Annotated in this window: 24 protein-coding genes; 7 read left to right on the top strand and 17 right to left on the bottom strand. The window is 44.0% G+C overall.

Annotation, left to right across the window (positions count from 1 at the left end):
- Nucleotides 1-180 precede the first annotated feature (180 nt).
- The 7 genes from hslU to JEZ96_RS02040 all read right to left on the bottom strand — a co-directional run bounded on the left by hslU (nt 181) and on the right by JEZ96_RS02040 (nt 6,222).
- Nucleotides 181-1,509 carry an HslU--HslV peptidase ATPase subunit gene (hslU, locus tag JEZ96_RS02010; RefSeq protein ID WP_061782868.1) on the bottom strand — a complete coding sequence of 443 codons (1,329 nt, stop codon included), beginning with the start codon at nt 1,507-1,509 and terminating at the stop codon, nt 181-183.
- Nucleotides 1,510-1,528: 19 nt separating this feature from the next.
- Nucleotides 1,529-2,053: an ATP-dependent protease subunit HslV gene (gene hslV, locus JEZ96_RS02015; protein WP_011918556.1), complete on the bottom strand. Its 525-nt coding sequence runs from the start codon at nt 2,051-2,053 to the stop codon at nt 1,529-1,531.
- Between the two features lie 150 nt (nt 2,054-2,203).
- A complete protein-coding gene (locus tag JEZ96_RS02020; RefSeq protein ID WP_025008526.1) occupies nt 2,204-2,782 on the bottom strand; it encodes a type II secretion system protein in 579 nt (192 codons plus the stop codon).
- A 165-nt stretch (nt 2,783-2,947) separates the two neighbouring features.
- Nucleotides 2,948-3,499 carry a dihydrofolate reductase family protein gene (locus JEZ96_RS02025; RefSeq protein ID WP_011918558.1) on the bottom strand — a complete coding sequence of 184 codons (552 nt, stop codon included), beginning with the start codon at nt 3,497-3,499 and terminating at the stop codon, nt 2,948-2,950.
- Nucleotides 3,500-3,509: 10 nt separating this feature from the next.
- Nucleotides 3,510-3,791, bottom strand: a complete 282-nt coding sequence (locus JEZ96_RS02030) for a hypothetical protein (protein ID WP_025008525.1) — start codon at nt 3,789-3,791, stop codon at nt 3,510-3,512.
- A 432-nt stretch (nt 3,792-4,223) separates the two neighbouring features.
- Nucleotides 4,224-5,408 carry a flagellin lysine-N-methylase gene (fliB, locus tag JEZ96_RS02035; RefSeq protein ID WP_025008524.1) on the bottom strand — a complete coding sequence of 395 codons (1,185 nt, stop codon included), beginning with the start codon at nt 5,406-5,408 and terminating at the stop codon, nt 4,224-4,226.
- Nucleotides 5,409-5,619: 211 nt separating this feature from the next.
- Complete coding sequence (locus tag JEZ96_RS02040) at nt 5,620-6,222, bottom strand: response regulator transcription factor (RefSeq protein WP_011918560.1); 603 nt, start codon at nt 6,220-6,222, stop codon at nt 5,620-5,622.
- 263 nt (nt 6,223-6,485) lie between these two features.
- On the opposite strand from JEZ96_RS02040, the gene JEZ96_RS02045 reads away from it, so the two are divergent.
- On the top strand, nt 6,486-8,294 hold the full coding sequence (locus JEZ96_RS02045; protein ID WP_011790877.1) for a sensor histidine kinase: 1,809 nt from the start codon (nt 6,486-6,488) through the stop codon (nt 8,292-8,294).
- A gap of 29 nt (nt 8,295-8,323) precedes the next feature.
- Here JEZ96_RS02045 and JEZ96_RS02050 read toward each other — a convergent pair whose 3' ends face one another.
- From JEZ96_RS02050 to JEZ96_RS02065, 4 genes are all read right to left on the bottom strand, one after another.
- On the bottom strand, nt 8,324-9,481 hold the full coding sequence (locus JEZ96_RS02050) for a putative sulfate/molybdate transporter (protein WP_011790876.1): 1,158 nt from the start codon (nt 9,479-9,481) through the stop codon (nt 8,324-8,326).
- Nucleotides 9,482-9,672: 191 nt separating this feature from the next.
- Nucleotides 9,673-10,467: a substrate-binding periplasmic protein gene (locus tag JEZ96_RS02055; RefSeq protein ID WP_128090191.1), complete on the bottom strand. Its 795-nt coding sequence runs from the start codon at nt 10,465-10,467 to the stop codon at nt 9,673-9,675.
- 199 nt (nt 10,468-10,666) lie between these two features.
- Nucleotides 10,667-12,205, bottom strand: coding sequence for an SEL1-like repeat protein (locus tag JEZ96_RS02060; RefSeq protein WP_025008523.1), 1,539 nt, complete (start codon nt 12,203-12,205; stop codon nt 10,667-10,669).
- A 116-nt stretch (nt 12,206-12,321) separates the two neighbouring features.
- On the bottom strand, nt 12,322-13,158 hold the full coding sequence (locus JEZ96_RS02065; protein ID WP_011790873.1) for a mechanosensitive ion channel family protein: 837 nt from the start codon (nt 13,156-13,158) through the stop codon (nt 12,322-12,324).
- Between the two features lie 169 nt (nt 13,159-13,327).
- Here JEZ96_RS02065 and JEZ96_RS02070 point away from each other — a divergent pair, with 169 nt between their 5' ends.
- Together JEZ96_RS02070 and JEZ96_RS02075 are read left to right on the top strand one after the other, a co-directional pair.
- Nucleotides 13,328-13,807, top strand: coding sequence for a hypothetical protein (locus JEZ96_RS02070; RefSeq protein WP_011790872.1), 480 nt, complete (start codon nt 13,328-13,330; stop codon nt 13,805-13,807).
- Between the two features lie 343 nt (nt 13,808-14,150).
- Complete coding sequence (locus JEZ96_RS02075) at nt 14,151-15,326, top strand: type III PLP-dependent enzyme (RefSeq protein WP_011790871.1); 1,176 nt, start codon at nt 14,151-14,153, stop codon at nt 15,324-15,326.
- A 62-nt stretch (nt 15,327-15,388) separates the two neighbouring features.
- On the opposite strand, the gene JEZ96_RS02080 is transcribed toward JEZ96_RS02075, so the two are convergent.
- Nucleotides 15,389-15,601, bottom strand: a complete 213-nt coding sequence (locus JEZ96_RS02080) for a YdcH family protein (RefSeq protein WP_011790870.1) — start codon at nt 15,599-15,601, stop codon at nt 15,389-15,391.
- 535 nt (nt 15,602-16,136) lie between these two features.
- Between JEZ96_RS02080 and udp the strand changes: the two genes are divergently transcribed.
- Nucleotides 16,137-16,895, top strand: coding sequence for a uridine phosphorylase (gene udp / locus JEZ96_RS02085; RefSeq protein ID WP_011790869.1), 759 nt, complete (start codon nt 16,137-16,139; stop codon nt 16,893-16,895).
- Between the two features lie 102 nt (nt 16,896-16,997).
- Here udp and JEZ96_RS02090 read toward each other — a convergent pair whose 3' ends face one another.
- The gene (locus JEZ96_RS02090) at nt 16,998-17,750 is read right to left on the bottom strand and encodes an outer membrane protein OmpK (protein WP_011790868.1); all 753 of its coding nucleotides are present in this window, start codon (nt 17,748-17,750) and stop codon (nt 16,998-17,000) included.
- Nucleotides 17,751-18,227: 477 nt separating this feature from the next.
- Here JEZ96_RS02090 and JEZ96_RS02095 point away from each other — a divergent pair, with 477 nt between their 5' ends.
- Genes JEZ96_RS02095 through JEZ96_RS02105 form a run of 3 tightly spaced genes read left to right on the top strand, consistent with a single transcriptional unit; the run spans nt 18,228 to nt 20,589 of the window.
- A complete protein-coding gene (locus tag JEZ96_RS02095; protein WP_011790867.1) occupies nt 18,228-18,698 on the top strand; it encodes an NfeD family protein in 471 nt (156 codons plus the stop codon).
- An 11-nt stretch (nt 18,699-18,709) separates the two neighbouring features.
- On the top strand, nt 18,710-19,645 hold the full coding sequence (locus tag JEZ96_RS02100) for an SPFH domain-containing protein (protein WP_011790866.1): 936 nt from the start codon (nt 18,710-18,712) through the stop codon (nt 19,643-19,645).
- Nucleotides 19,645-20,589, top strand: coding sequence for an SPFH domain-containing protein (locus JEZ96_RS02105; RefSeq protein ID WP_011790865.1), 945 nt, complete (start codon nt 19,645-19,647; stop codon nt 20,587-20,589). Before JEZ96_RS02100 ends, JEZ96_RS02105 begins: the two co-directional genes overlap by 1 nt.
- Nucleotides 20,590-20,778: 189 nt before the next feature.
- On the opposite strand, the gene JEZ96_RS02110 is transcribed toward JEZ96_RS02105, so the two are convergent.
- The 4 genes from JEZ96_RS02110 to priA form a co-directional block, all read right to left on the bottom strand.
- Nucleotides 20,779-21,003 carry a hypothetical protein gene (locus JEZ96_RS02110; protein WP_011790864.1) on the bottom strand — a complete coding sequence of 75 codons (225 nt, stop codon included), beginning with the start codon at nt 21,001-21,003 and terminating at the stop codon, nt 20,779-20,781.
- Between the two features lie 294 nt (nt 21,004-21,297).
- Nucleotides 21,298-21,990, bottom strand: a complete 693-nt coding sequence (locus JEZ96_RS02115; protein WP_025008522.1) for an SPOR domain-containing protein — start codon at nt 21,988-21,990, stop codon at nt 21,298-21,300.
- A 3-nt stretch (nt 21,991-21,993) separates the two neighbouring features.
- Nucleotides 21,994-23,739 (bottom strand): arginine--tRNA ligase, encoded by a 1,746-nt coding sequence (gene argS / locus JEZ96_RS02120; protein ID WP_011790862.1) that lies wholly within the window; start codon nt 23,737-23,739, stop codon nt 21,994-21,996.
- A gap of 110 nt (nt 23,740-23,849) precedes the next feature.
- On the bottom strand, nt 23,850-26,045 hold the full coding sequence (gene priA, locus JEZ96_RS02125) for a primosomal protein N' (RefSeq protein WP_011790861.1): 2,196 nt from the start codon (nt 26,043-26,045) through the stop codon (nt 23,850-23,852).
- Nucleotides 26,046-26,065 lie beyond the last annotated feature (20 nt).

Consider the following 26,065-nt stretch of genomic DNA (forward strand, 5'->3'; position numbering starts at 1 on the left):
ATAAGATAAGGACTCATTAAAATAACGCCTGATTAATGTAACCGCTTGCCGCCAAGGATACAAAGGGTAAGCCAGAGCTGTCTATCTCTGGGAGGAGGCTTTTTCGTTTAAGTCACACTTTTGCTTTTGAGTTGTCGTTCATCGCCAAGTTGTTTGGGCTTGGCGATGAACGGGGGCGCACTAGAGAATAAAGCGGCTTAAGTCTTCGTCCTGCACCAGATTATCTAAGTGGGCACTCACATAATCGGCATCAATCACAAAGGCGCTGCCAGACTTGTCGGAAGCCTCATAAGAAATATCTTCCATTAGCTTCTCCATCACAGTATGCAGACGACGGGCGCCGATATTCTCGGTGCGCTCGTTGACTTGCCATGCGGCTTTGGCAATGCTTTCAATGCCCGATTCGGTAAACTCGACCTTAACGCCTTCTGTCCCCATGAGTGCCACATATTGCTCGGTGAGCGAGGCGTGTGGTTCGGTCAAAATGCGTTTAAAATCATCGGCAGAGAGTGCATCTAGCTCAACACGAATAGGCAGACGTCCCTGTAACTCAGGGATTAAATCCGAGGGTTTTGCCATCTGGAACGCGCCAGAGGCGATAAATAGAATATGGTCTGTTTTTACCATGCCGTGTTTAGTGGTCACAGTGCAGCCTTCAACCAGCGGCAGCAGGTCACGTTGCACACCTTCGCGTGAAACATCGGGCCCAGAGGTTTCGCCGCGCTTACAGATTTTATCGATTTCATCGAGGAACACTATGCCGTGTTGCTCAACCATTTCAATGGCTCGCTCTTTTAAATCCTCTTGATTCACCAACTTAGCGGCTTCTTCCTCGATCAATAGCTTAAAGGCTTCTTTGATCTTCATCTTGCGACGTTTTGCTGGTGCTTGGCCCATGTTTTTAAACAGGCTTTGCAGTTGGTTTGTCATTTCTTCCATGCCCGGTGGCGACATGATTTCAATACCAATCTGCGGCTGCGCCACATCGATATCGATTTCCTTATCATCCAATTGACCTTCGCGTAGTTTCTTGCGGAAGATTTGGCGGGTGTTGGAACCCGTGTCGGTGTCTGTGCTTTCCCAGTCATTTTTCGGCTTAGGCAGCAGGGCGTCGAGAATGCGTTCTTCGGCATGTTCTTCAGCGAGCTGACGGCACTTGCCCATTTGTTGTTCACGGGTCAGTTTGATGGCGATATCGGTCAAATCACGGATGATTTGCTCGACTTCTTTACCGACATAACCCACTTCGGTGAACTTAGTGGCTTCGACCTTAATAAAAGGCGCATTCGCGAGTTTGGCTAAACGGCGGGCTATTTCGGTTTTACCCACACCTGTTGGGCCAATCATCAGAATATTTTTGGGGGTGACTTCTTGACGGAAGTCGGCATCTAGTTGCATGCGGCGCCAGCGGTTACGCAGGGCTACGGCAACGGAGCGTTTGGCTTTTTTCTGGCCGATAATGTGTGCATCCAGCTCGTGGACAATCTCACGGGGGGTCATTTCAGACATAATATTCCTCACGGGCTGTTTAGTAATTGAGTTCTTCAATCGTTTTGAATTGATTGGTAAACACGCAAATATCGCCGGCAATAGTTAAGGACTTTTCTGCGATTTCGAGTGCCGATAATTCGGTGTTTTGCAACAGTGCCAGCGCCGCCGCTTGGGCATAATTACCACCCGAGCCAATGGCGACTAAGTCATACTCTGGCTGTACCACATCGCCGTTGCCTGTGATGATAAGCGACGCTTCCGCATCGGCCACCACTAGCATAGCTTCGAGTTTGCGCAGCATGCGATCGGTTCGCCAATCTTTGGCCAGTTCGACGGCCGAGCGCAGTAAATGGCCTTGGTGCATTTCGAGTTTGGCCTCAAAACGCTCAAATAGGGTAAAGGCGTCAGCGGTGCCGCCAGCAAAACCGGCTAATACCTTGTTGTGATATAAGCGACGCACTTTCTTGGCGTTACCTTTCATCACGGTATTGCCTAGGGAGACTTGTCCATCGCCGGCGATGACAACTTGATTATTACGGCGTACTGATACGATAGTGGTCACTTTTGAATCCTCTTCTCTGGCCCGCCATGACAAATCATGCGGTGGATAATGGAGTAGATATGGGGATAGATGACAATAATTCAAGTTGTAGTAAGAAAAGCCAAAGGAGTTTGCGATCTTTGGCATTCTTTTCGCGGGGAAAATAGGCGGTTACTGGGAAAGAGTGGATCGGCCCACTTCAGTGTAGCCACTAAGGGGATAGTATTTGAGTTCCCAATTTTCACTGCCTAAACGACGATCATCTGAGACATAATTGAAATAGCAAAAGGTATTTGGATTAGTTATTGGGCCGCCACTGTACCAATAAACAATGTCAGTGTTGGGCACTTGCTGCCAGTCGAAGTGATTAGTCAGGACAAATTCATTGTTTCCAATTAGGTTGTGCCATAGCTCACCGCAAAACTCGCCCTGTAATTGGGTTCCTGCATTACTGCTACTTGCCGTGTTGATACCGAGTGGAAATCCAGTGGAGGTTGAATCTATTTTTCCATCACCATAACAGGCGATATCTTGGATATAACCAGAGTGACCGCCCGCAAGCCAGCAACTGTGATAAAGCTTAACACCAGAGGTAAAGGCCGCAAATGCGGTTTTGGCTCTGGCATCGTGAGCATCTTGGCCTAGGTTTAAAAACCGTGGTGCTGCGACGACGGCCAAGATCCCAAGGATGATAATGACCACAACCAGCTCAATTAACGTAAAGCCCTTCGAGGACTGCAAACGACTCATATTGCTCACCTATCTGTTAGAGGACAATATTCTAACGGAACTTTGATTTGCAATCAGTAAGCCATTGATAATATTTAGTTGTTTAACATTGTTGTTACATGAGACTGCTGTAAGATGGCAAGCCAGAACTTTACCCTTCAATGCCATCTGCCGAATGTAAACGGCTTATAAAGCCGTGTTGTCTATAACACGATAGCGGGTTTGTACGTAGCCATTGTCATATTGCTGGGTGTGGATTGGCATTAATTGTATGGCTTGGGGTACGTCACTAAAGAGCGGAATACCTTTACCCAGTAAAGTGGGGATGCGAGTGAGCGTGAGTTCCTGAATTAGTCCTGCCGCTAAAAAGCCTTGAATTGTTTGGCCGCCATCGATATAGAGATGTTTGAAGCCACGCTCTCTGAGTTGTTTGCTAATATTTGCCGCATTGCCATTAAGCACTTGTACGTGCTCACTTAACGCCGACGGTACTGTTATGCCGCTGCGACTTAATACAAACACTGGGATATTCATATAGGGCCAATCACAATCGAAGGAGAGGACTTTTTCAAAGCTTTTTCGTCCCATTACAATCGCATCGATAGTGTCGATAAAGGCATGATAACCAAAGTCTTCATCGGGATTAGTACTGGGGTGCTGATTTAAAAAGTCGATATCCCCATCGGGCGTCGCGATATAACCGTCGAGGGTCGCGGCAATAAAAACAGAAGCTTTCATTTATTCTTCCTTAATGCGATTTCCGTGCGTGTTTCTCTAATGATTCTTTCAGTGCTTGTTGCTGAGCGAGGCAGTCTTGTTTTGCTTTGCCGGACATATCGTTACACGTTTGACTTTTATCTGGGCCTTCTAATATGGCGGCTGCAACATAAACCGCGGCGTCTGCGGCATTGCATTCTTGTGTGCTGTAAGGCGAGTTTGCATCGCATTTCGCATTTAATGGCCCAACACAGCCGCCAATAGAGGTTAATAAAAATAGACTAAAAATGATGGATATGAAGGATTTGAACATAGGCTGCCATGGGTCTTATCATTTGAAATGGCCGTAAATATATAACCCGTCCGCAGTGTGAGCCTAGTGCTGAATTATTCCATTCTATTGTGGGTGTTTTTCTGAGGTAAAGGAACTCGAAAATCAAACATATAAAAAAAATCCCCGAGGGCACTGGCAGGCTCTCGGGGTGAAGGTTCAAAAGCAGTGGATTTCTTGAGCGCCAGCAGGGCACAGAGGAAAGAACCTATTGCGAGAGTCTGCGCTTTGATACGATTTTTAACAAAGCCAAATGCACAAACTGCGACAGCTTGTCGCAGGCAGGATGAATTTGTTATGCACTACAGGCCCACACGACAGGGTAAATCACTATTGTAAAGTGAAGATTCACACCTGTGTTATTGCTTCGCTATAGTGTTATCTTCTTACTATTGTGTGGTGCTGTTTATGCGTTTAGATATTTGTTTTTAAAAGGCAAATTGCAGCTGGCACACTGTCTATTCCGCATTCCTCTAATGTTTTGCTCATACTTTGGGTAAACTCAATTTTATGCTGCCTAACTACTTGATAAAGCTGAAAACACATAACAATATCACTTTCAGATAGTCCTTTATTTTTAAAGGCTATTGCAGATAAATAGCTGCGGATCATGAAACAATCGAGTACGAGTAAACGGAATGCTTCCCAAGATAGTTGTTGTGAGTCTATTAAGGGGAAGTGGTGGTGGTAAATTGAATACAAAATATATCGTTCAAAAAGATCCGTATGGCTAATCAATGCAGGTACTGCATGCTCTGCCCATGCTTGATTCAACGCATCAATTTGATAGTTGTTTTCTTCGTTACATAGTGCGGCAACCGCCTGATTTAACGACGTAAATCTTGCTCTCACACCTCTCGAGTGGGTTTTGCACAACTCATTATGGACTGCAATAAAAGCGTGCATCTGCGGCTGTGGGGAATAAGGTAAGTTCTTATATTGCTCTGCCAATGCGCCTGACTGGGCATATAATTTTAGTTGCTGTAAGCGCTTATCTAGCTCTTCTATCGGTAAGATATTTTGACGAACTTGGTCACTGACCTTGATTAATAGCCCAATGGCTAGCAGTACTTGTTCCCAATCAAGCCCCAGATTGACTAATAAGTCGAGACTGTATTCATGGGTTTTTTCTAGCCAAATAGGACTTGGTGTAGAAGGCTGTTTTATGCCACTTATATTAGAATCAAATTGGAAGGCATTAGGATTAAATAACACCAAACGAGTGACTTCTGGGCAAGATAGATAGAGGCTTTCGTATTTATTACCGCCAATGACCTTGTGGATCCTTGGATAAGTTTTACATGTATGACTTAAGGCCTGTTCACCCGCTTTTGCGTGGATGTCACAAAGCTTATGTTCGTTAACAAATGGACATGCACCTTGCTCATTAAGTCTAATGTCAGCCCAATCGCTTGTACTTTTTTTGGTTTCAATAAATGCGCTTTTTGCTGTTGTTGCTAACAATGGATGTTTAATCGTATTTTTATAGCTCTTTTTATCGAATGATATTCGCCAATCGTAACAGCAGCTGTCTTCGCATTCAGGTCCAACACATTGGAATTGAGTGACATAACCGGGTTTTATTATGAGATTGTCCATCGGTAATTTCGTTAAATTTACAGTGATTTAGGGCAAAGGTAACAAATCAAACTCTCTTATTCCAGTTTTGTTAAATGGTAATTAGATCTAAGCCAATTTAGGTAAAATTAATATTTAACTCTCATCAATTAGTGCAATAGAAGGTTTTTTGATTAGAACTTATACGCTCATGGGAATGCCATTTATTGCGCACTTAATATTGGTTCACCGTTTATAAGACAGAATTCAGATTGCCTAAGTGCTGTACTAGCTCTGCCATATTGTTTACTTCAAGTTTTTTCATGATTTTTGCACGGTGAACTTCAATCGTGCGTAGGGATAAAAACATTGCCTCCGAGATTTGCTTGTTAGTCATGCCTTGGATTACATGGGCTAACACTTGCTGTTCGCGTTCGGTGAGTTGGTCAAACTTATGTTGTAAGCTCTGCTTTTCAAAGGTTGCGAGGCTCTCGCACTGAGCCTTTTCAATGGCTTGTACTAATGCTTTGCCCGATACGGGTTTTTGAAAAAAGTCGCAGGCCCCTTTACGAAAAGCACTCAATGCCATAGGTAAATCACCGTGACCTGTGAGAAATATCACGCCTAGTGGACTGTGGGTTTCTATCAGTTTTTGCTGTACTTCTTGGCCCGTAATTTCAGGCATTCTGCTATCTAAAATTACGCAGCCAGCCTCAGATAGAGGGCACTGTTCGAGAAAGTCTCGACCATTATTAAAGGTTTGTACTTGGTAGCCAAATTGCCTGAGCATAAAGCCAAGTGAATCTAAAATGGCGTCATCGTCATCGACAAGATAAAGGGGCAGCTTAGTGAGCATATATATCCTGTGTTATTAGGCAGATTATTAGGGCTTGTTGATTGTTTTGGTGAGTTACAGCGCCAAACATAAAATCTCCATACCTCAACAAGCCCTAACCAGCTTAAGCCGTGAAGGTGTAGTGCTCAAGATTAACCCTGTGTCTTGGGAGGTATATCACTAAATCACAATATTCATTTTACAGTGGGGTGAGAGTTTGGTGGCATTTCACAGCTTAGTGTCTTTTTATCAGTTAAGGTCTTGGTATTACTCAGGCAAAAGAGATGCGCTTAATGTTTAAAGCTATCGGTTATTTATTACTTTTAGGGTTGAGCTATGTGAGTTTGAGCTATGCCGATGAAGCGACCGAAGTGAACTTATTTAAGGTGGGTGTTCTGGCGAACCACGGTGTATTGCAGGCTAAGCAGCGTTGGCAACCTATGATGGATTATCTCAGTGAACAAGTACCTAATAGCCATTTTGAAGTTGTCCCAGTTGATTTTAATGGTATGAGTAGTGGCTTACTTAGCCATGACTTGCAGTTTATTGTGACCAACCCAGGGCAGTATTTACACTTAAGTAATAATTTTCCGCTATCTTGGCTGGCGACGATGAAGAGCCGTAAGCATCAAGGCAGCACTTTCACGATAGGTGCAACTATCATTGTACGTGCTGATAGCCCAATTCGAACCCTACAGGATCTACGGGGTAAAAATGTGGTCGCAACCGATCCGCAGGCCTTAGGGGGGTATCAAGCAGCCATGGGATTGCTGCACAAAATGGGTTTTTTACCAGAGCAGTTTTTTGGGCAAGTGCGTTTTTTAGGTTTCCCGTTAGAACCGCTGATTTATCAGGTGCGTGATGGTAGCGCCGATGCAGCCATAGCCCCCTTTTGTACCTTAGAAGAAATGATTGAGACAGGGCTGATTAATAAAGCTGATTTTCGAGTGATCCACCCGACTAAGCCCGCAGGGTATGACTGTGAGGTAAGTACCCAGTTGTATCCCAGTTGGTCATTTGCTGCGGCAGATACTGTTTCCCCGAGGATTACTATGCAGATCTCCCGCGCTTTATTTGATTTACCTCCTGACCATGTGGCTGCGATTACCGCCGATACGTTGGGCTGGACAGCGCCCGTTAGCCAGTTAAAAGTCATTGAATTATTCAAAGAACTACAACTACAAGGGGCTTCACCACCGCTTTATCAAACCGTTTATAAATGGATGGAAAAAAATAAAGAATGGGGCGGAGTGTTGTTACTGATTTTTATTGTTTCAACTATTTATCACCTTTGGCTTGAATATAAATTTCGCCAGAAGAGTGAGTTTTTAATCAGTACAGAGCGGCAACTAAAGGATAAGGCACTGCAACTAGAGCGGTTACAAAGTGCGGCGATTTTGGGGGAAATTGGCGCAGGCCTTGCCCATGAGCTTAATCAACCTATAGCAGCCATCACCCAATACAGTGAAGGTGCCATGTTACAACTGGAAAGGCTTGGGCAAAATAATCCCGAACTTTATGATGTGCTTGGAAAAATTAATGCTCAATCGATTCGCGCAGGAGCGGTTGTGCATCGTATTCGCGGCTTACTTAAACGGCGCCAAGCTAAGACTGAACCTTTAGATATTACGGTGGTGGTGAAAGAAGCCTTAGCTTTACTGCGGCGAGAGTTAGATAGGGCTAATGTACAAGTGAATGTACGAGTACAGGGCGAGCCATTTGAACTTACGGGTGATAGTGTGGGTTTAAGCCAAATGTGGGTCAATCTAGTGAAAAATAGTCTAGATGCGCTAGAAACCTGTGGTGATACTCGGGTGCGGCAGTTATGGATTGATATCTACTATTTGCCGCATGAAATCAGAGTATTCGTTATTGATAATGGTGAAGGTCTACAGGGGCAGGCGAGTGAGTTGATGGCATCTTTCGCCTCAACCAAGGATGAAGGTTTAGGGTTAGGTTTGGCGATCTGTAAGGATGTGGTTACCCGCCATCACGGGAGTATTCAAATTGAAAACTGCCAAGATTGTACCACCGAAGCAGCATTACCTTGGCAGCAAGGTTGCATTGTCACCGTAGTATTACCACGGGAATAGCGTCGAAGTGACAATGCGAGAAAGCCATATTAGCGCATAGCGATGGCCCAAGTGCGGCGACCTTGTTCGAGAATAATTCCCACGGCCAACCCTGCCGCCGCGTTAATGGCAAGGCAAGTCACGGCGGTAGATAAGATCACAAAGATACAGAAAGGCTTGCCGTCGAGCAGGCGTTTTGACCAGGCTAATTGTAATCCACCGATAGACAGTAAACTGCCGAGAATCGCTACTGGGATCAGCCCAAGTAGCCAAGCCATTTGGTTATCCCAAAACAGGGCAATGATAAGACAAGTGCCGCCAAAAATCAGTGGTGCGAGGTGAGTTCGGGCGCCAAAGTGGTACTGCACCGCGAGTCCTCCCGCGCCATGACACATGGCCGCAGCACCAAAAGGTGCGAGCAATAGATTCGCCAGCCCAGAGCTAATCGCTAAGTTTTTAGGGGTAAGTTTGGCGGCATCTTCAGGGAATTTTTCCCGCGCCATAACCGAGGTTGCAATCACCGCATTGGTTAAGGTGAGCGCCAGTTGCGGTAACACCAGCAAAATCGCGGCCGAGCTCCATTCGTTTAGTGTCGGCCAAGCCAAATGTAAAGATGCACTCACGGCTGGAATGCTCAGGCTGGTGGCCATGTCGGTTTGGCTATTGGCTTGCCAGATCATGCCTGCGGTGATAACGAGTGGCATGGCAAGGTAGCGTAATGGCAAGAATTTACTCACAAATAACAAGATAAATGCGCCTAGCCCGAGGAGCCAAAAGTCGCTCATCATCTTGGCACCCATCCACATCAATTGCAGACCAATCGCCAATTGAATCCCCACACTCACGGCTTGGGATAATTGTTTAGCAAGCCAAGTGATGGCGCCGCTAAAGGCCAAGATTAACAGGATAATGCCCATCAACATGGCACTGGCCTGTAGCATCCCAGGGGTTAAGCCTTGGGCGATCACCAATGCAGCGATGACTTTCATCGGTTGGACTGGCATAGGGCGGCGGTAAAAAAATGCACTTATTATCGCGAATACGCCAAAGCCTAAAAATATCCCTTGGGGAGAAAACTGGTTAAGGGCGATAAGCCCTAACACTAAAGGTAAAAAAGTACCTAAGTCGGCAAAAGCGCCACTGGTTTCACCGAGTACACGGTTTAATGGTTGAGTCGTAAAATGGGTTGGGGTTTTGCCCGCAGTCATAGAGGTTGCCACAATTGAACATGGCTTGATTAGGCAAAATAAATGCCATAAAAATCAGATGATTTAGACTATAAACAGACTTAAACTACCGTATTGAGCCAGTCAGTAAGACAAATTAGGGCAAAATTAAGATAAAGTTGAGTCTAATTGTCTTTTTGTTTCTATGATGACAGGGTTAATTTGAGTATTGATTAGTGAGTGGCGGTAGGTGATTCAGTGAGATTAAGTGGTGGCTCGACACCATAGGATTCAAATAGACGCGTGATTTCACCCGAGGTACGCATTTGGTCGACGATTTGATGAACCTGCTTTGCATATTTGTGTCGTGGTGACGTTAATGGAATGCTGAAGTAGCGGCCATTTTTACTGATATCGACATATTCCATCTGTTTTAGCATGGGATCATTGGCAAAAATATGCATTTCATGTTGCTCAGAGCTAATTGCTAAATCAATACGGCCCGCTTTGAGCATATTAATTAACTGGCTGTTAGTATTAACAAATGAAACCTTTAGTTGATTCATATTTTCATTGAATTGCGTGCTATAAAATGTCCCTCTTAATGCTCCAATGATATAAGGGGTGAGTTCATTGAACTCCCGAATAGCCGTCGGTTGACTCGCCAGCGCGTAGTAATAGACATATTGTTTGTCGTAGCCAAGTAGCATAGGGTCGAGGAAGGACTCTCGTTCTGTGGTCATTGAATGGGAGGGAATGAGATCAACCTGACCAGCCTCTGCAACTTTGATTGTTCTTGCCCATGGAACATCAGTCCAATGTACTCTGTGTCCTAGGCGGCGGAATACTTCATTTATCACCGCGGCACCGGGGCCTTTACATTCACCTTGTTCAAAATAAATGATGGGGCTCCTATCGCGGCAGTGCGCTTGCCAAACAATTGGCGATACTGCGGCTGCTGCTTTGGGCAAACATAAGGATGAAAAGATAATCATCGTTAACAGCTTAGTTATCACAGTCAACTTCATTTTTTTGCCTATCTGAATGGGCGACTTTACTCTTTATGGTGTTATGGCAAGTCGGACTATGTTCTATTTTTTTAACGATTTAGAATCATAGCTAGGACCGATATAAAGATTGTAGTGTGAAGGTGGCTTTTGCGCTTGGTTTTATACGAACGAGATAAATGATGGTTTGGTCAGCTTTATCTGACCAAACCTGAGCGGGTTAATCTTCGGATTCAATAAAGGGGGCAAGTTTGCTTTCTATGGTCTCAATTTGAGTTTCAGCGTAGGCAAGTTCGGATTCTGTTAAACATGATTTTGCGGTGTTTTGATGCAGCCGTTGAACGCTATTCATCCCGTATTTACCAAAATGACGTAGCAATAAACTAGACCAAATAAACATTTGTATGGGTTTATTTAATTGTTCCGCGCCGTAAATATTGACCAGTTCCCGCATAGCAATTTCATTACCTAGCTCTGCCGATTTGATGTACCAAGCTTCTGCCGCTTGTAGAGCCTCTTGAGTGGGTTTTTCACCACTTAAAAATGATTCAGCCTTATAGGAATAAAAATATTGTTGTTGCTCAGCGGGGATTGGATGCTGATGCAAGAAACTGTCACGTAGACGCTCAGCCTCTCTTATCTCTAAGGTGCCTAGTTGCTGACTGAATCTGGCTAATTCTTTTAGGTGATCGGCTCTATTGCTCATGGCCGCGAGCTGGTAATACATTAACGCTTTAATCGGTTGGCGACTCACGCCTAAACCTTGCTCATAAATCTTGCCCAGGCCTAGCAGTGCGTCTTCATTCCACTTAAGTGCGAATTCTTCAAAGTCAATTTTAGCCTGTTGGTAATCACTCTCATTTTGTGGCGCTTTCAGTAAAAGATGAGCAAATTCAATCTTAGCGAAGTCATTACCTCTAGCGACAGATTGGCTTAACCAATGGCGCGCCTTGTCATAGTCGACAGCAAAATCTTCACCGTAGAGGAAACGTTTACCAAGATAATACTGGCGGAAATCATCGTCTGCGGCGCGCTCGCTAAGTAATGCCTCTGCACGCGCTAAATCTTTAGGTCCACCTTGGCCTGCAGCAAGCATATGCCCTAGATCATCTTTTGCTAATTCATAATCAGCGGCTGCGGATTTCTCAAAGTATTCACGTGCTTTGATATAGTCCGAAGTGACGCGCTCATCATGCCAGTAGAGTGTGGCTAAATGGTAATAGGCTCTTTGGTTTTCTTGTGCGGCGGCTTTTTCGAACCAGTAAATTGCTTGACTAGCATCGGGATCGAGAAAGGGCTGGCTTAGATACAAGTAAGCAAGCTCATATTGAAACTCGGCTTGCCCCGCTTCGGCATTAGGTTTGAGCTGTTCTACCTGTGCGATTAACTCATCGAGTGTTTGCGACTGCGAAGAGAGCAAATTAGGTAGTGTGAGCATGGGTAAATATTGAGGCTCTATTTCGGCGGCTTTTTTATACCAATCGTTAGATGCCTTGGGATCGGCGGGGATTTGTGGGAATCGACCCGAATAAAGTTCGGCCATAGCAATGGCGGCAACGGCTAAGCCTTTATCGGCTGCCTGCTGAATATAATCTAGACCAGCGTTGACTTCGCCTTGGTTAATCAGCGTTAGGCCATGATTGAGTAGCGCCGTAGGTTCACCTGCGGCAAGCGCCTTAGCTTGCGCTTGCTTTTTTTGATATTTAGCAAAAACAATAAACAATACAACAAACGCAATAATTATGAGTATCAACAACATAGTAGTCCGTCACTATCGATATTTGGAGTCACAGTAAACTTGGATTATCACTAAAATGCAAGTTTACTGTTTAACTAAGGTCGACCAATTGAATGATTTAGACCTATGATTTTGGGCTATTTATTTTGTAAGTGAATTTCTTTCATTGGGCAAGCTATCTCAATTCCTGCGTTTTTAAGTGCATGATATAAATCAAGATTGACCTTATATTTATGCTGAAAATAGCTCTGGGTTGGCACCCAGTAACGCACCCCCATTTCAATTCCTACCGCGTTAAAACCGTTTATGCCGATATTAGGTGTCGTTTCCTGATGAACATAAGGGTTATTAGTGAGTTGGCTTGTAATCACTGCGATTGCATGCTCAGGATCTGTGCTGTAACTGAGATTAAACTGGGTTTCGACCAGTTTATTGCTAAAAGAGTTATGTAGGATCTCACCGACGATATGTTTATTCGGGATACTGATTTGCTCACCTTCTTCATTCGTCAGTATCGTCATTCCTAAATTAATACGCTTAACAACACCACTTTCGCCTTTAATTTCAATAGTATTTCCGACTACAAACGGTCTGGTTACGATAATAGTTACGCCTGCAGCGTAGTTGGATAACATGCCCTGCAAAGCTAAGCCTGCACCTAAAGAGGCCGCACCAATAGCTGCCACCATTGGAGTAACACTAATACCGATTTTGCCTAGGGCGATAATCCCCACCATAACAATGATCAGAATCCGAATAAGATTACTGACAAAGTTGCTAAGGGTGATATCAATATTGTGTTTTTCAAACTGTTTGGCGACTAAACGGGAGACTTTACTCGCAACCCATAAACCTAATAAAAAGATCAATAAAGCACCAAGTAACTGAAAGCTATAGGTGACTAAAAACTCAGTGATCAGTTGATAAACGCCCTGTAATTGCTGTAATTCTTGATCCAGTCCTGGTGCTATCATTTTGATATCCTTGTAATAAATTTAATCGTATGAGTATAACCTAAAAAGGTTATTCCATGCTTAGCTGTCATACATTGTGAAGCGTATCATGTAATCGCAGTTGCTTTAATGAGCCAATAGGGGGAGTCGGGTATGCTGTTCATCTATCCAAATATGGAGTTGAGTGTTTATGAAAACGCTGTTGTTATGTGTGTCTTGCCTATTAACCCCAATATGGGCATTTGCTGCTAGTTATGTAACTGGGGATACTATCAATCCTATTTCATTGGTTGATCAGCATGATAAATCAATTGAAGTCACCGATGATACCCGTGTAGTACTCTTTAGCCGCAGTATGAAAGGTGGTGATATTATTAAAGAAACGCTACAACCGTTAAGTGAAACACAGTTTCCCAATCACTTAGTTTATGTCGCTGATATTAGTGGTATGCCTTCTTTAATTGCTAAGTTTGTGGCGGTACCGCAAATGAAGGAATTACCTTTTTCAATCGGTCTAGATAGAGAAGGTGAGATAAGCCAAATGCTGCCAGACACAAAGGATATGGCGACGATGATTTTGCTTGATCACCGCAATATTCTCGATATCGCTTATTTTGATTCCAGTGAAGCATTGAGCCAAGCGCTCACAAAAATAAATGTGACACAGTGATTGGCTCACTGCGTCGCGGTTTTGTCATCTTCAAATAGTCCACTTGAGTAGGCTTGTTAGGGATGGATATTCTCGCTTATCCATCCCTGATTTAAGTACATCGTAAAAAATTCACTTTTTATTCTCCAAATAGGTGCAAATTTCACTTCGGGTTTGCATGCATAATCATCTGTTTTACAAATACTTTTTTGGATGACATATCCCCTTAAAATTAAATGGCATAAAAAGTTAGTTATTCAGCATAAAAATTCGTTGCGTAAAATGGAAAAATATCGTTTACTGCGCACGTTTTTAAGACTCATACCCACTTTTTATGACCTGACCCAAAGGAGACTCTGGCCCAATGAGCCAATTTCAATCTATTGATGTTGCTGATTATTATGATATGGACACATTCAAACGTATTGAAGCGTTTGCCAAAGACAAAGCAACCCCGTTCGTGGTGATCGATACCAGTATCATTGCGAAACAATACGATGACATGGTTAATAGTTTTCCTTATGCCAACGTTTATTATGCAGTCAAGGCAAACCCTGCGGCCGAGATCTTATCTTTATTAAAAGATAAAGGGTCCAACTTTGATATCGCCTCGATCTATGAGCTAGATATGGTCATGAATGTCGGTGTTACTGCCGACCGTGTGAGTTACGGCAATACCATTAAGAAACGCCAAGATGTGCGAGCATTTTATGAGCGTGGCGTGCGTATGTATGCATCTGACTCAGAAGCCGATTTACGCATGATCGCCGAAGAAGCACCAGGTTCTCGCATTTATGTCCGCATTCTAACCGAAGGGACAGACACTGCCGATTGGCCGTTATCCCGTAAATTCGGCTGCCAAAATGAGATGGCCTATGAGCTATTGGTATTGGCGCAGGAACTCGGATTAGAACCCTATGGTATTTCATTCCATGTGGGTTCACAGCAGCGCGATATCGGCGCTTGGGATTCTGCGATTGGCAAAGTGAAAAGCATTTTTGACCGTCTGCGCGATGAGCACAATATCACGCTGAAAATGATCAATATGGGTGGTGGTTTTCCTGCTAACTATATTGATAAAACCAATCAGTTGGGTGTGTATGCCGAGCAGATCACTCACTTCCTGAAGGAAGATTTTGGTGATGATTTACCGCAAATTATTCTGGAGCCGGGCCGTTCATTGATTTCTAATGCGGGCATTTTAGTGTCTGAAGTGGTGCTGATCAGTAAAAAATCCTACACAGCCTTAGAGCGTTGGGTGTTTACCGATGTGGGCAAGTTCTCGGGTTTAATTGAAACCATGGACGAGGCGATTAAGTTTCCAATTTATACCGAGAAAAAGGGTGAGTTGGATAAATGTGTCATTGCTGGGCCAACCTGTGACAGTGCCGATATTATGTATGAGCACTACAGCTATGGTTTACCGAATGACTTAGCCATTGGTGATCGTATGTATTGGTTAACCGCAGGGGCTTATACCACCACTTATTCAGCGGTATGTTTTAATGGTTTTCCACCGCTGAAAGATTATTATTTATAAGCTTTTGAAATAGAATTAAAAAGGGCGCTTAGGCGCCCTTATTGTTAACTTAGCGAACAAGGCTAGTTATGGGATTTAAGGATTTGATAGATCTCTTCTTTTAGATGTAGCTTTCTGCTTTTGAGTTCTTTCACCGCAGGATTGAAATCACTGCCGACACGTTTTTCCAGTTGTTTTATTTCTTCATCTAACTGATTGTGCTCATTGAATTTACGCTGAAAATGGGCATCTTGATTTTTTAGGGTGGAAATGAGCTCTCTGTACTCTGGAAACATTGGCTTTCTCCTTGTCGTTTTACTATATGTCTTGTTCTCTTTAACCCTAACCTTATGTAGCTGGTTGAATTGTGACTTAGATCAATATTCATTTGCCTTTCGGCTCATACTAAAGGGGGATTTATGTTTATCTGCTATCAATCCAATGGTAAGGGCTTTATTGATATTTTCACGTTCATATCGCCGACATTTCGTTAAATCAGCAAACTTATGTGTAGATTCGTATATAAAGAACGTCAAATCACGGTGAAAATATCCCTAGATGCCTGCACGCTCTAAAATCATAATTGTAGTCTATAGCGCGTAAGTTAGATCTGGTTCACACTTTGTTTTACATAAATCAGACATTCATCCAGAATTGAGGAAGATTTGCTATCTTTGTGATCAGACTGTAAGCGTTTTGGTAATTACATTACGAATAGACAATTACTTCTTGCCGATAATTCTGTGATCAAGTTAACCTTCATCGCTTCGATACTAGGTTAAAGTCGATTTTATAAGAATTTAATTATCAAAAATGAAAGGGGTTTTCACAATGGCTGATGTATTTCATTTAGGTTTGACCAAAGCAATGCTCGATGGTGCAACCTTGGCAATCGTGCCAGGCGATCCAGAGCGTGTAAAACGTATTGCTGAGTTAATGGACAATGCGACTTTTCTTGCAAGCCACCGCGAGTATACAAGCTATTTAGCGTATGCCGATGGTAAGCCTGTTGTTATCTGCTCAACCGGTATCGGTGGTCCGTCGACATCTATCGCCGTTGAGGAATTAGCTCAGCTAGGTGTAAACACCTTCCTGCGTGTAGGAACAACAGGTGCAATTCAACCCCATGTGAATGTGGGTGATGTGATTGTGACCCAAGCATCTGTGCGTTTAGATGGTGCTAGCTTGCATTTTGCGCCTATGGAGTTTCCTGCGGTTGCCAACTTTGAATGTACTACGGCCATGGTTGCCGCATGTCGCGATGCGGGTGTAGAGCCACATATTGGTGTGACGGCATCTTCAGATACTTTCTATCCAGGTCAAGAGCGCTATGACACTGTTACAGGCCGTGTTACGCGCCGTTTTGCTGGTTCAATGAAAGAATGGCAGGAAATGGGCGTACTGAATTATGAAATGGAGTCTGCGACGCTGTTTACTATGTGTGCAACTCAAGGTTGGCGTGCTGCCTGTGTGGCGGGTGTGATTGTAAACCGTACTCAGCAAGAAATTCCTGATGAAGCCACGATGAAGAAAACGGAAGTCAGTGCGGTTTCTATCGTGGTTGCTGCCGCGAAAAAATTATTAGCCTAGTTTGGATTAAGCTAAGTAACACTCCCCTGCAAAGTGAGTGATTAAAATGAAAAAGGTGCCAATGGCACCTTTTTTATGGCTTAAAAACGGCGCTAATACAGCTTAGAAGTGGTATTGAGCAATCACAGAATAAGTGTCTTGATCTACACCTTTTACGCCGTATTTATTGGTCCACAGATCGTATTCGATACCTACCAACAGTTTATTGGCTTTATGTTCACCGAATAGACTCTTACCTAGGTCGTATTTTAATTGTGGGTTGAAGTGGAAGTTCTCTTCATAACCATCCTTGTCTGTCGCAAACACCCAATCGATAAAGCCATCGAGCACTATGTTGGCTGAACCAACGGGAATATCGATGCGAAATACTGGGGTGAACTGCCAACCATCACTATTGTTGCCCGTGCTCATTGCATCGCGACGGTAAGTATTAAAGTTAAGGTAAGTGAAATAAGGTACGGCGACATCAACGCCTAGACCATAAAGCAGGCTATGAACTGGGCCTTCGCCTTCTTCATAGGTTAGGGCTAAAGATAAATCGGTCACTGGACCAAAAGCGATTTTCTCGCCAAGAATTTTACTCGCACTAAAGCGTGGGGAAATTTCACCATAGGTGGTGCTATCCATGCCCGTGTGGTTGCCTTTGAAATAGATAAAGTCTTGGAAGGCAAACCAATCTCCGTATTTCCAACCGCCTGCAGTTTCTAAGGTAATAGTGGCTTGTTTGTCTGATGGCGCTAAATCGTAGTCTTCGCCATAAAGGGCTGTAGCGCTGAAATCCCACCACTGTACTAAGTCACCCGCAAATGCTTGAGGAGAAAGCATTAATGCTAGACATAGGCATGTTTTTTTCATTGTTATTTCCTGTTGTAGAGGTAGAGGCTAAATAGTGTTGTACTCAATCCTCGCTCTGACGTCGGCACAGTTTGATGGGTAAGGTCAAACACTGCGGTTGCTGCGGGTCAAAGGTCTAGATAAAAAGTGCGGGCAATATATGCAAAAATTCACATTTATTCAAAGTTTTTATCTAATGTTGTTGTCAAAATCACATAATCAAAATCAGTAATTAAAATGGTTTAATTAGTTGATTTTTAGTGTTTTTATGTTTTAAGTGACATCCGTTTACTTAAATGATAGCTATCTTTTTGAATTGATTATGCTTAATTTTAAAACAACTAAAGAAGTGATTTGATAAATTTCATCGCGGTATTTTTTGACAGTGTGATATCTATAGCGGCTCATATTTAACGTAAATTTTGACATATTATGTCGCACATTGATGTGTCTACTGCTATAGTGCTGCAACGGGCACTCTCATTTTAGGGGGGGGATATGGAGCTTTCAAATCCAATTTTAATGTGGTCAGTTATTGGTATTATCTTGATGTTAGCCGAACTCATTGTTCCGGGTGGTATAGTGATATTGCTGGGAGCTGCCTGTTTGGTTGTTGCTGGCGCATTGGGTATCGGGTTAGTGGAAGGCATAGTGCAGAGTATGACATTGTGGTTTATTTCCGCGATTGTTTTGTTGTTGAGCTTTCGGCAGTTAACCCAAAGACTGGTAGGGGGCGATTCACATGTCGATAATACCGATGAAGAACTCGACATCTACAATCAAATTGCTCGTGTAAAACAAACTATCGGTCCCGGACAAACAACGGGGCGGGTTGAGTTTCAAGGGAGCGAATGGCCTGCTCTTGGCGATGGCAGTATTATTGCCGTGGGTTGTGAAGTTCGAATTATCTGCCGAGAAAACATTGCCCTAGTGGTTGAGCCTGTTACTCAGGCAACGTCTCAAAACTAAAGGATGAGTCTATGTTTCTGTTTACCTTAATTATTTTATTTGTTTTATTTATTCTCTACAAACTAATGCTAATAGTGCCAATGCGTGAAGTTCACGTTATTGAGCGATTAGGGAAGTTTCGTACTGTATTGCAACCGGGTTTTCATTTTCTAATCCCGTTTTTTGACCGTGTCGCCTATCGTCACGATACCCGTGAGCAAGTGCTTGATGTGCCACCACAAAGTTGTATTTCTAAGGATAATACTCAGCTTGAGGTGGATGGTCTTGTTTATCTTAAGGTAATGGATGGAAAACTGGCGAGTTATGGTATTGAAAACTACCGTAAAGCAGCGGTAAACCTCGCTCAGACAACGATGCGTTCTGAAATTGGTAAGTTAACCTTAAGTGAAACTTTTTCTGAGCGTGATAGTTTGAATGAATCCATAGTACGCGAGATTGATAAGGCTTCTGAGCCTTGGGGGATCAAAGTATTACGTTATGAAATTCGTAATATTACCCCATCACGCCATGTGATCCATACCCTAGAAAAGCAAATGGAAGCCGAGCGTCGCAAACGCGCTGAAATCACCTTAGCCAATGCGGAAAAAGCGGCAATGATCAATATGTCCGAAGGTGAGCGTCAAGAGGCCATTAACCTTTCTGAAGGGCAAAAACAGAAACGGATTAATGAAGCCAAAGGTACGGGACAGGAGATTGCTATCATTGCTAAGGCGAAATCAGAGGGGATGGCAATGATCTCTCAAGCATTAGCGGTTAATGGTGGTACTGATGCGATGAATATGTTGTTAAAAGAGCAGTTTATCGCTCAAGTTGGCAAGATACTTAATGATGCACAAGTATCGGTAGTCCCCGCCGAAATGGCGAAGCTCGAAGGTTTCTTCGAGGGCATGGAGCAGGTCACTCACACTATGAGTGGTCAAAATACAGTAAGTAAAGGAGCGCGTTAATGAATATCCCATTCGATACTGATCTTGCTGTGATGGCCATTTGGGGTCTTATTTTTGCCATTTTTGTTATTAAACTTTTCCAATCGATTCGCTTAGTACCAACTAAGTCAGCCTACATTGTTGAGCGTTTGGGTAAGTACCACTCCACCCTAGATGCGGGATTTCATACCTTGATCCCCTTTGTGGATAAAGTGGCTTATATCCATGACTTAAAAGAAGAAACGATTGATGTTCCACCACAGGAATGCTTCTCTAGCGATGAGGTGAACGTCGAAGTTGATGGTGTAATTTATATTTCTGTAACTGACCCTGTTAAGGCGAGTTATGGCATTACTGACTATCGTTATGCAGCTATCCAATTAGCGCAAACAACAACTCGTTCAGTGATTGGCACCTTAGATTTAGATCGTACGTTCGAAGAGCGTGATGTGATTTCGGCTAAGGTCGTCGAAGTGCTTGATCAAGCTGGCGCTATATGGGGTATCCGTGTACACCGCTATGAGATAAAAAATATCACGCCACCAGAAACTGTTAAAAATGCAATGGAAATGCAAGTGAATGCTGAACGTGAGCGTAGAGCATTACTTGCTAAGAGTGAAGGCGACAAGCAGAGTAAGATTAACCGCTCAGAAGGGGTTAAGGCTGAAACAGTTAACCGCTCAGAAGGGGAAATGCAGCGCCGTATTAACGAGGCCGAAGGTAAGGCTGAGGAGATATTAACCTTATCTCGCGCAACTGCAGAGTCAATTGAACGGCTTGCCTCGGTGATTTCTGCCCCCGGTGGTCATAACGCGCTGAGGATGCAACTCGGTGAACAGTATATGAAACAGCTTGATGGCCTGAGCCAAAAAAATACTCGTGTGGTATTGCCAGGCAATATGGTGGATTTTGATTACTGGATGAATAGCATAGGATTAAAAGAAGCAGGCTTAAAGGATAAATAATCCCTGCCGTGTTGATTTATAAGTCTATACCTAAGGCCAAATACACAGTATTTGGCCTTATTTTTGAGCATTATCATGGGGGGTTAGCTAAAATTGTAGGTTTTATGGCTGTTCGATTTAAGCCGAGCTATTGCATGAGTCGTTAGCTTGCCAATATTTGCTTAATACCGCTATCGAGATCTCATATTCTTAGTATGCTAAACGCTCAGAAATTTGAGAGTGTGAGTGAGTTTCAATGAGCTGAGCAATTGCGTTTTGCTCAAGTTGGGGTAATGCAGAGATTTCATCGTAAATTTTATCTTGGACATCTAAAGGCATGTTTACATGCTCCATAAACATTCTAATGCCTAACGTGTCACCATCCTTAAACAGTTGACTAAATTCATTGGCTTCAATCTCTATCAATGCGTTCATATTACTTCACCTTTAGGTTGGTTATTCATACGGAAATAACTTTTTGCCGTTGATTAAGGGATACGCCTAACTTTGATCTAGGTCAAATTAACTGTGTATTAACCTTTGTTAATAAACTGATTTTCAATTTATAAATAGAGGGTTATACAAAAAGAGGTGTTAGTGGATAAATGATAAAAACGTATATTTAAGGGCGGAGACTTGGCTGTGTGGTGAATTTTAATCAATAAGGTGCAGGGATAAAAATAGCGGTGAGTTCTAAAAACTGACCGCTAATTTGTGGTTACGACTGGGTTATTTAGGAACGGCTAAAATCTGGCAACCGTTAATGCCTGCATTTTGCAACACATGGCGTTTACGTTCTGCATCACGTTTGGTGGTATATGGTCCTAAGGATACCTTATACCAAGTGCCTGTTGTCCCTTCAATTTGCCTTACCTGCGCCTCCAACCCTTGAAAAGCGATGACGGCTTTCATTTGATTGGCTTGGGACTCCTGACGGAATGACGCACACTGTAATTGATATTGTTGCGGTGCTCGTGTGCTAACAACGTCAGGAATATCAACCTCAACATGCTTGTTTTCTAACTCGTTAAGATAGGTCCACTCTTCCTTAGGTTTTGGTGGCAGCGCATTAGGATCGACTTTAGGTGTTACCTCTTGTTTTTCTACCGGAAGAGTCACAGCTTGACGTTCTTCCTGCACTTGCGCTTCTTTCACTTTTGGGGTTAGCGTTGAAGTTTCTTTAACCTTAACACGACTCTCTGTTTTAGGTGTTGTGGTTGTCGTTTGCTGTTTTGCTGTATCTTTGATACTCCACAGAAAATAGCTAAAACACCCCACGGCAAGGATGACAAACAGGATCAGTGCGACAGGGTACTTCTTACGCGGTACAGACTTTTGAACTGGCCGAGCTCGGGTTGCGCGGATCGGGCGCGGTTTAGCGCCCGATTGCGGTCTTCTGTTGGCATAGTCGCGATGGCTCATAGCTTACATCCGTTCTAGGGTTTCGATACCTAGCAGATTGAGTCCCTTTTGTAGGGTGCGAGCAGTCAACTGTGACAACAGTAACCGGCTATTTTTTTGCTCATCGTTATCGGCGGCAAGTACAGGGCAAGCCTCATAGAAACTAGAGAAAGCGCCTGCTAACTCATATAGGTAGGCACACAATACGTGCGGCTGGCCTTTATCGACAACACGATTAAGGATTTCGCCAAACTGAGCCAATTTGTTACCGAGATCTTTCTCTTTTTCATGCTCAAGCACGATTTTAGCTTGGCTGAGATCCAGACCAGTGACTCGCTTGAATATGCCCGCAACACGGGTATAAGCGTATAACAGGTAAGGTGCAGTATTGCCTTCGAAGCTGAGCATTTGTTCAAAGCTGAAGATGTAATCACTGGTGCGGTTTTTCGATAAGTCGGCGTATTTAACTGCGCTTATTCCTACAACACGGGCGATTTCTGCCAGCGTTTCCTCATCCATATCAGGATTTTTGCTGCGAACGAGTTCTAGCGCGCGCACATTGGCTTCTTCTAACAGGTCAACTAACTTCACAACGCCGCCGCTACGGGTTTTAAATGGACGGCCATCTTCGCCGTTCATAGTGCCAAAACCTAAGTGTTCCAATGACATATCTTCACGAACAAATTTAGCTAGCTTGGCGAGGCTAAAAACTTGTTGGAAATGCAGCGCCTGACGTAGGTCAACAAAATACAGTACGCGATCGGCTTTTAACACGTTAGAGCGGTAGCGCATTGCCGCGAGATCTGAGGTGGCATACAAATAGCCCCCATCGGCTTTTTGGATGATCACAGGCAGTGGCTCACCTTCTTTATTGCGGAAGGCTTCTTGGAATACCACTTTGGCGCCGTTGCTTTCGGTTAATAAACCTTGGGCATCTAAATCTTTCACCACTTGTTCGAGGTCGGCGTTATAGGCACTTTCTCCGTGCACATCGGCGCGGGTTAGGCTCACACCTAAACGGGCGTAGACTTCATGGCAGTGGCTTAACGAAATATCGTTAAACTCGCGCCACAGTTTGTTGCAATACTCGTCGCCCGATTGCAACTCAACCACTAACTGACGAGCGCGGGTGGCAAATTCTGCTGATTCATCGAAACGCAGTTTAGCGGCACGGTAGAAGGTTTCAAGATCAGACAGCTCAAGATGAGCCTGCTCACCATTTTTGGCGCGCAGCTCTTCCATATAGGCCAGCAACATACCAAATTGTGTACCCCAATCGCCCACATGGTTTTGGCGAATCACCTTGTGGCCCAGAAATTCCAGCGCACGCACAACACTGTCACCAATGATGGTTGAACGTAAGTGACCTACGTGCATTTCTTTGGCGAGGTTGGGGGAAGAGTAATCGACCACTACAGTTTGCGGTGTCGGTAACTTAATACCTAAATGTTCATCGTTAACCGCATTTTGCAGTTGATCCGCTAGGGCACTGTCGTTGATGAAAAAGTTGATAAAGCCTGGACCTGCGATTTCAACCTTAGCCACAAATGCCGAAGCGGGTAGGGTATCTATGATCAACTGGGCTAATTCACGTGGATTCTTGCCAGCGACCTTGGTCAGCATCATGGCTAAGTTGGTTGCCAAGTCGCCATGACTCTTATCCTTGGTTCGATCTACTTGAATGCGTGCTTCAAAATCAGCAGGCAAAATACCTTGTTGTTTAAAGGATTCGATTGTTTGTTCAAGTAATGATTGGATATGTGATTTCATGGATTAATTAGCACTAACTTTAAGAGTGAATACAGGGAATAACCGCATATTTTAGCCGCTTGTGGTTAACAATTGCTATCTTCCCGATGATTTTTTATCAAATAATCGATTTATAGCAGATCCTGTGGATCCCTATCCAAACTCCAGCGGCAACGCTTTGCTTCGGGGAGTAACTCCACAAGCGGATGAATACGTTCAAACTCTTGCTGCAGGCGATTGCGATTCTTGGCCTGAAACATTAACTGGCGGCGGAACTTACCTGCTTTTCTATCCAGTGGCGCAGGCATTGGGCCTATTACCTCAAACTCTTTATCTTGAGGTAAAAGTGCTGCAAAGGCATTGAGAAAACTGTCGGCATCCAAGGCAGAATGCGCTTCGGCGCGTACGAGTACCATATGCCATGCTGGTGGCAGTAGTGCCTGTTGGCGTTCTTTTAACTGGCTACGGGCAAACTCGCCATAACCGCGGTGCAGCAAATCCCGCAAGATGGGGTTATCGCTCTGGTGTGTTTGTAGTAGCACTGTGCCGGGTTTACTGGCGCGGCCCGCACGCCCTGCGACTTGAGTATAGAGTTGCCCAAAACGCTCAGGTGCGCGGAAGTCGGCGCTAAATAGGGCCCCATCGACATCCAATAGCCCAACAAGGGTTACATCGGGGAAATGGTGTCCTTTTGCTAACATTTGAGTGCCGACTAAGATTTTATATTCACCCTTATGAATCGCACTTAAATGGCTTTCTAGGGAGCCTTTAAGACGCGTCGTATCTCGGTCGATGCGCACCACAGGATATTTCGGAAACTCCTGCTGTAATGCTTCGGCAAGTTGCTCTGTGCCTATGCCTTGACCCATCAGCATAGTGCTGCCGCATTTGTGACATTGTTTGGGAATGGCATATTGGTTACCACAATGGTGGCAGCAAATTTCACCAAGGGATTGATGCACAGTAAAAAATGCATCGCAGCGGTCGCACTCATGTAAGTGCCCACACTCGTGGCATAGCAGGGCTGGCGCAAAACCACGGCGGTTTAAAAACAGTAATACTTGGTTTCCTGCATCTAGATGCAGCCTAATTTCATTTAATAGTGGTGCCGACATCCCTGCCTTTAGGGGCAGATTTTTAATATCAATAATACCTTGTCTTACTTTTTTGGCGGCACCTGCGCGCTCACCAAGTTGTAAATGCACATAGCGACCACTCAAGGCATTTTGCAGACTTTCGAGTGACGGTGTGGCAGAGCCTAAAATGACGGGAATTGATTCTAAATGGCCACGCATAACCGCTAAATCACGAGCATGATAACCGACGCCTTCCTGCTGCTTGAAACTGCTGTCGTGTTCTTCATCGAGAATAATAATCCCAGGATAGGCCATAGGTGTGAACAACGCTGAACGTGTGCCAATAATGATCGCCGCCTGTCCACAGCGTGCTTGACGCCATGCTTCGAGGCGTTGGTTATCGGTTAACCCTGAATGTAAAACCGCGACATTGACCTTAAAACGACGTTTAAATCGGTTGATGGTTTGTGGCGTTAGGCCAATCTCTGGCACTAAGATCAGCGCTTGTTTGCCTTGTTTTAGAATTTCTTCGAGTACGGCCAAATAGACTTCGGTTTTACCCGAACCGGTAATACCTTCTAATAAGGTGCAATGATAACCTTGTTGCTGATTTAAAATAGTCACGGCAATAGCTTGTTCTTTATTGAGTCTATGCGGTGTTTCATCCAGAACTAATTGGGTACGCCAATCAAGGTTAAGTTCGGCTATTTTTTCGTGACGAGCAACCCAACCTTTATCTTCCAAGGCTTTTAAGGCGGTTTTACTTATCGCGAAAGTGATCACTTCTTCTTGAGTTAGGCTAGTCTTTTTGAGTAACTCGAGCAGTTTTTTCTGCGCGGGAGCGCGTTTAACGATCTCGGGAGCAATATTTTGCCCTAGTTCAGTTAATTGCCAATATTGGATTTTTTGTGGTGCGGCATCTAGCCCCTTACGTAATGCGACAGGGAGGGCTTGAGTTAGCATTTGCCCTTGGCTGCAAAAGTAATATCTTGCTGCCCATAAAGTTAATTTATAAAGGGATTCGGGCAATAATGGCGTGTCATCAATAAAATCAATAACCGCTTTTATTTGCTTTGGCTCTAGGCTACAAGTGTCAGTCACCGCGGTGACTAACCCTATAAGTTGCTGGCGACCGAAAGGCACTTTAACGCGAACCCCAATTTGTGGTGTTTGCGGGTAGGTTTCGGGAACGCGGTAACTAAAGTTTTGCCGCATAGGTACAGGTAACGCAACTTCGACAAACAGTGACATATGCTAGGCAAGTCTTAATG

The organism is Shewanella putrefaciens (assembly GCF_016406325.1).
Classification (GTDB): Bacteria; Pseudomonadota; Gammaproteobacteria; order Enterobacterales; family Shewanellaceae; genus Shewanella; species Shewanella putrefaciens.

Excerpts from the sequence above, each read along its gene's own strand:
- JEZ96_RS02020 (WP_025008526.1), bottom strand. The coding sequence starts at position 2,782 with ATGAGTCGTTTGCAGTCCTCGAAGGGCTTTACGTTAATTGAGCTGGTT.
- JEZ96_RS02055 (WP_128090191.1), bottom strand. The coding sequence starts at position 10,467 with ATGAAGTTGACTGTGATAACTAAGCTGTTAACGATGATTATCTTTTCA.
- JEZ96_RS02110 (WP_011790864.1), bottom strand. The coding sequence starts at position 21,003 with ATGAACGCATTGATAGAGATTGAAGCCAATGAATTTAGTCAACTGTTT.
- JEZ96_RS02060 (WP_025008523.1), bottom strand. The coding sequence starts at position 12,205 with ATGTTGTTGATACTCATAATTATTGCGTTTGTTGTATTGTTTATTGTT.
- JEZ96_RS02025 (WP_011918558.1), bottom strand. The coding sequence starts at position 3,499 with ATGAAAGCTTCTGTTTTTATTGCCGCGACCCTCGACGGTTATATCGCG.
- priA (WP_011790861.1), bottom strand. The coding sequence starts at position 26,045 with ATGTCACTGTTTGTCGAAGTTGCGTTACCTGTACCTATGCGGCAAAAC.
- JEZ96_RS02090 (WP_011790868.1), bottom strand. The coding sequence starts at position 17,750 with ATGAAAAAAACATGCCTATGTCTAGCATTAATGCTTTCTCCTCAAGCA.
- JEZ96_RS02045 (WP_011790877.1), top strand. The coding sequence starts at position 6,486 with ATGCGCTTAATGTTTAAAGCTATCGGTTATTTATTACTTTTAGGGTTG.
- JEZ96_RS02065 (WP_011790873.1), bottom strand. The coding sequence starts at position 13,158 with ATGATAGCACCAGGACTGGATCAAGAATTACAGCAATTACAGGGCGTT.
- JEZ96_RS02095 (WP_011790867.1), top strand. The coding sequence starts at position 18,228 with ATGGAGCTTTCAAATCCAATTTTAATGTGGTCAGTTATTGGTATTATC.
- JEZ96_RS02080 (WP_011790870.1), bottom strand. The coding sequence starts at position 15,601 with ATGTTTCCAGAGTACAGAGAGCTCATTTCCACCCTAAAAAATCAAGAT.
- JEZ96_RS02100 (WP_011790866.1), top strand. The coding sequence starts at position 18,710 with ATGTTTCTGTTTACCTTAATTATTTTATTTGTTTTATTTATTCTCTAC.
- JEZ96_RS02030 (WP_025008525.1), bottom strand. The coding sequence starts at position 3,791 with ATGTTCAAATCCTTCATATCCATCATTTTTAGTCTATTTTTATTAACC.
- argS (WP_011790862.1), bottom strand. The coding sequence starts at position 23,739 with ATGAAATCACATATCCAATCATTACTTGAACAAACAATCGAATCCTTT.
- JEZ96_RS02050 (WP_011790876.1), bottom strand. The coding sequence starts at position 9,481 with ATGACTGCGGGCAAAACCCCAACCCATTTTACGACTCAACCATTAAAC.
- JEZ96_RS02070 (WP_011790872.1), top strand. The coding sequence starts at position 13,328 with ATGAAAACGCTGTTGTTATGTGTGTCTTGCCTATTAACCCCAATATGG.
- JEZ96_RS02075 (WP_011790871.1), top strand. The coding sequence starts at position 14,151 with ATGAGCCAATTTCAATCTATTGATGTTGCTGATTATTATGATATGGAC.
- fliB (WP_025008524.1), bottom strand. The coding sequence starts at position 5,408 with ATGGACAATCTCATAATAAAACCCGGTTATGTCACTCAATTCCAATGT.
- hslU (WP_061782868.1), bottom strand. The coding sequence starts at position 1,509 with ATGTCTGAAATGACCCCCCGTGAGATTGTCCACGAGCTGGATGCACAC.
- JEZ96_RS02115 (WP_025008522.1), bottom strand. The coding sequence starts at position 21,990 with ATGAGCCATCGCGACTATGCCAACAGAAGACCGCAATCGGGCGCTAAA.
- JEZ96_RS02105 (WP_011790865.1), top strand. The coding sequence starts at position 19,645 with ATGAATATCCCATTCGATACTGATCTTGCTGTGATGGCCATTTGGGGT.
- udp (WP_011790869.1), top strand. The coding sequence starts at position 16,137 with ATGGCTGATGTATTTCATTTAGGTTTGACCAAAGCAATGCTCGATGGT.
- JEZ96_RS02040 (WP_011918560.1), bottom strand. The coding sequence starts at position 6,222 with ATGCTCACTAAGCTGCCCCTTTATCTTGTCGATGACGATGACGCCATT.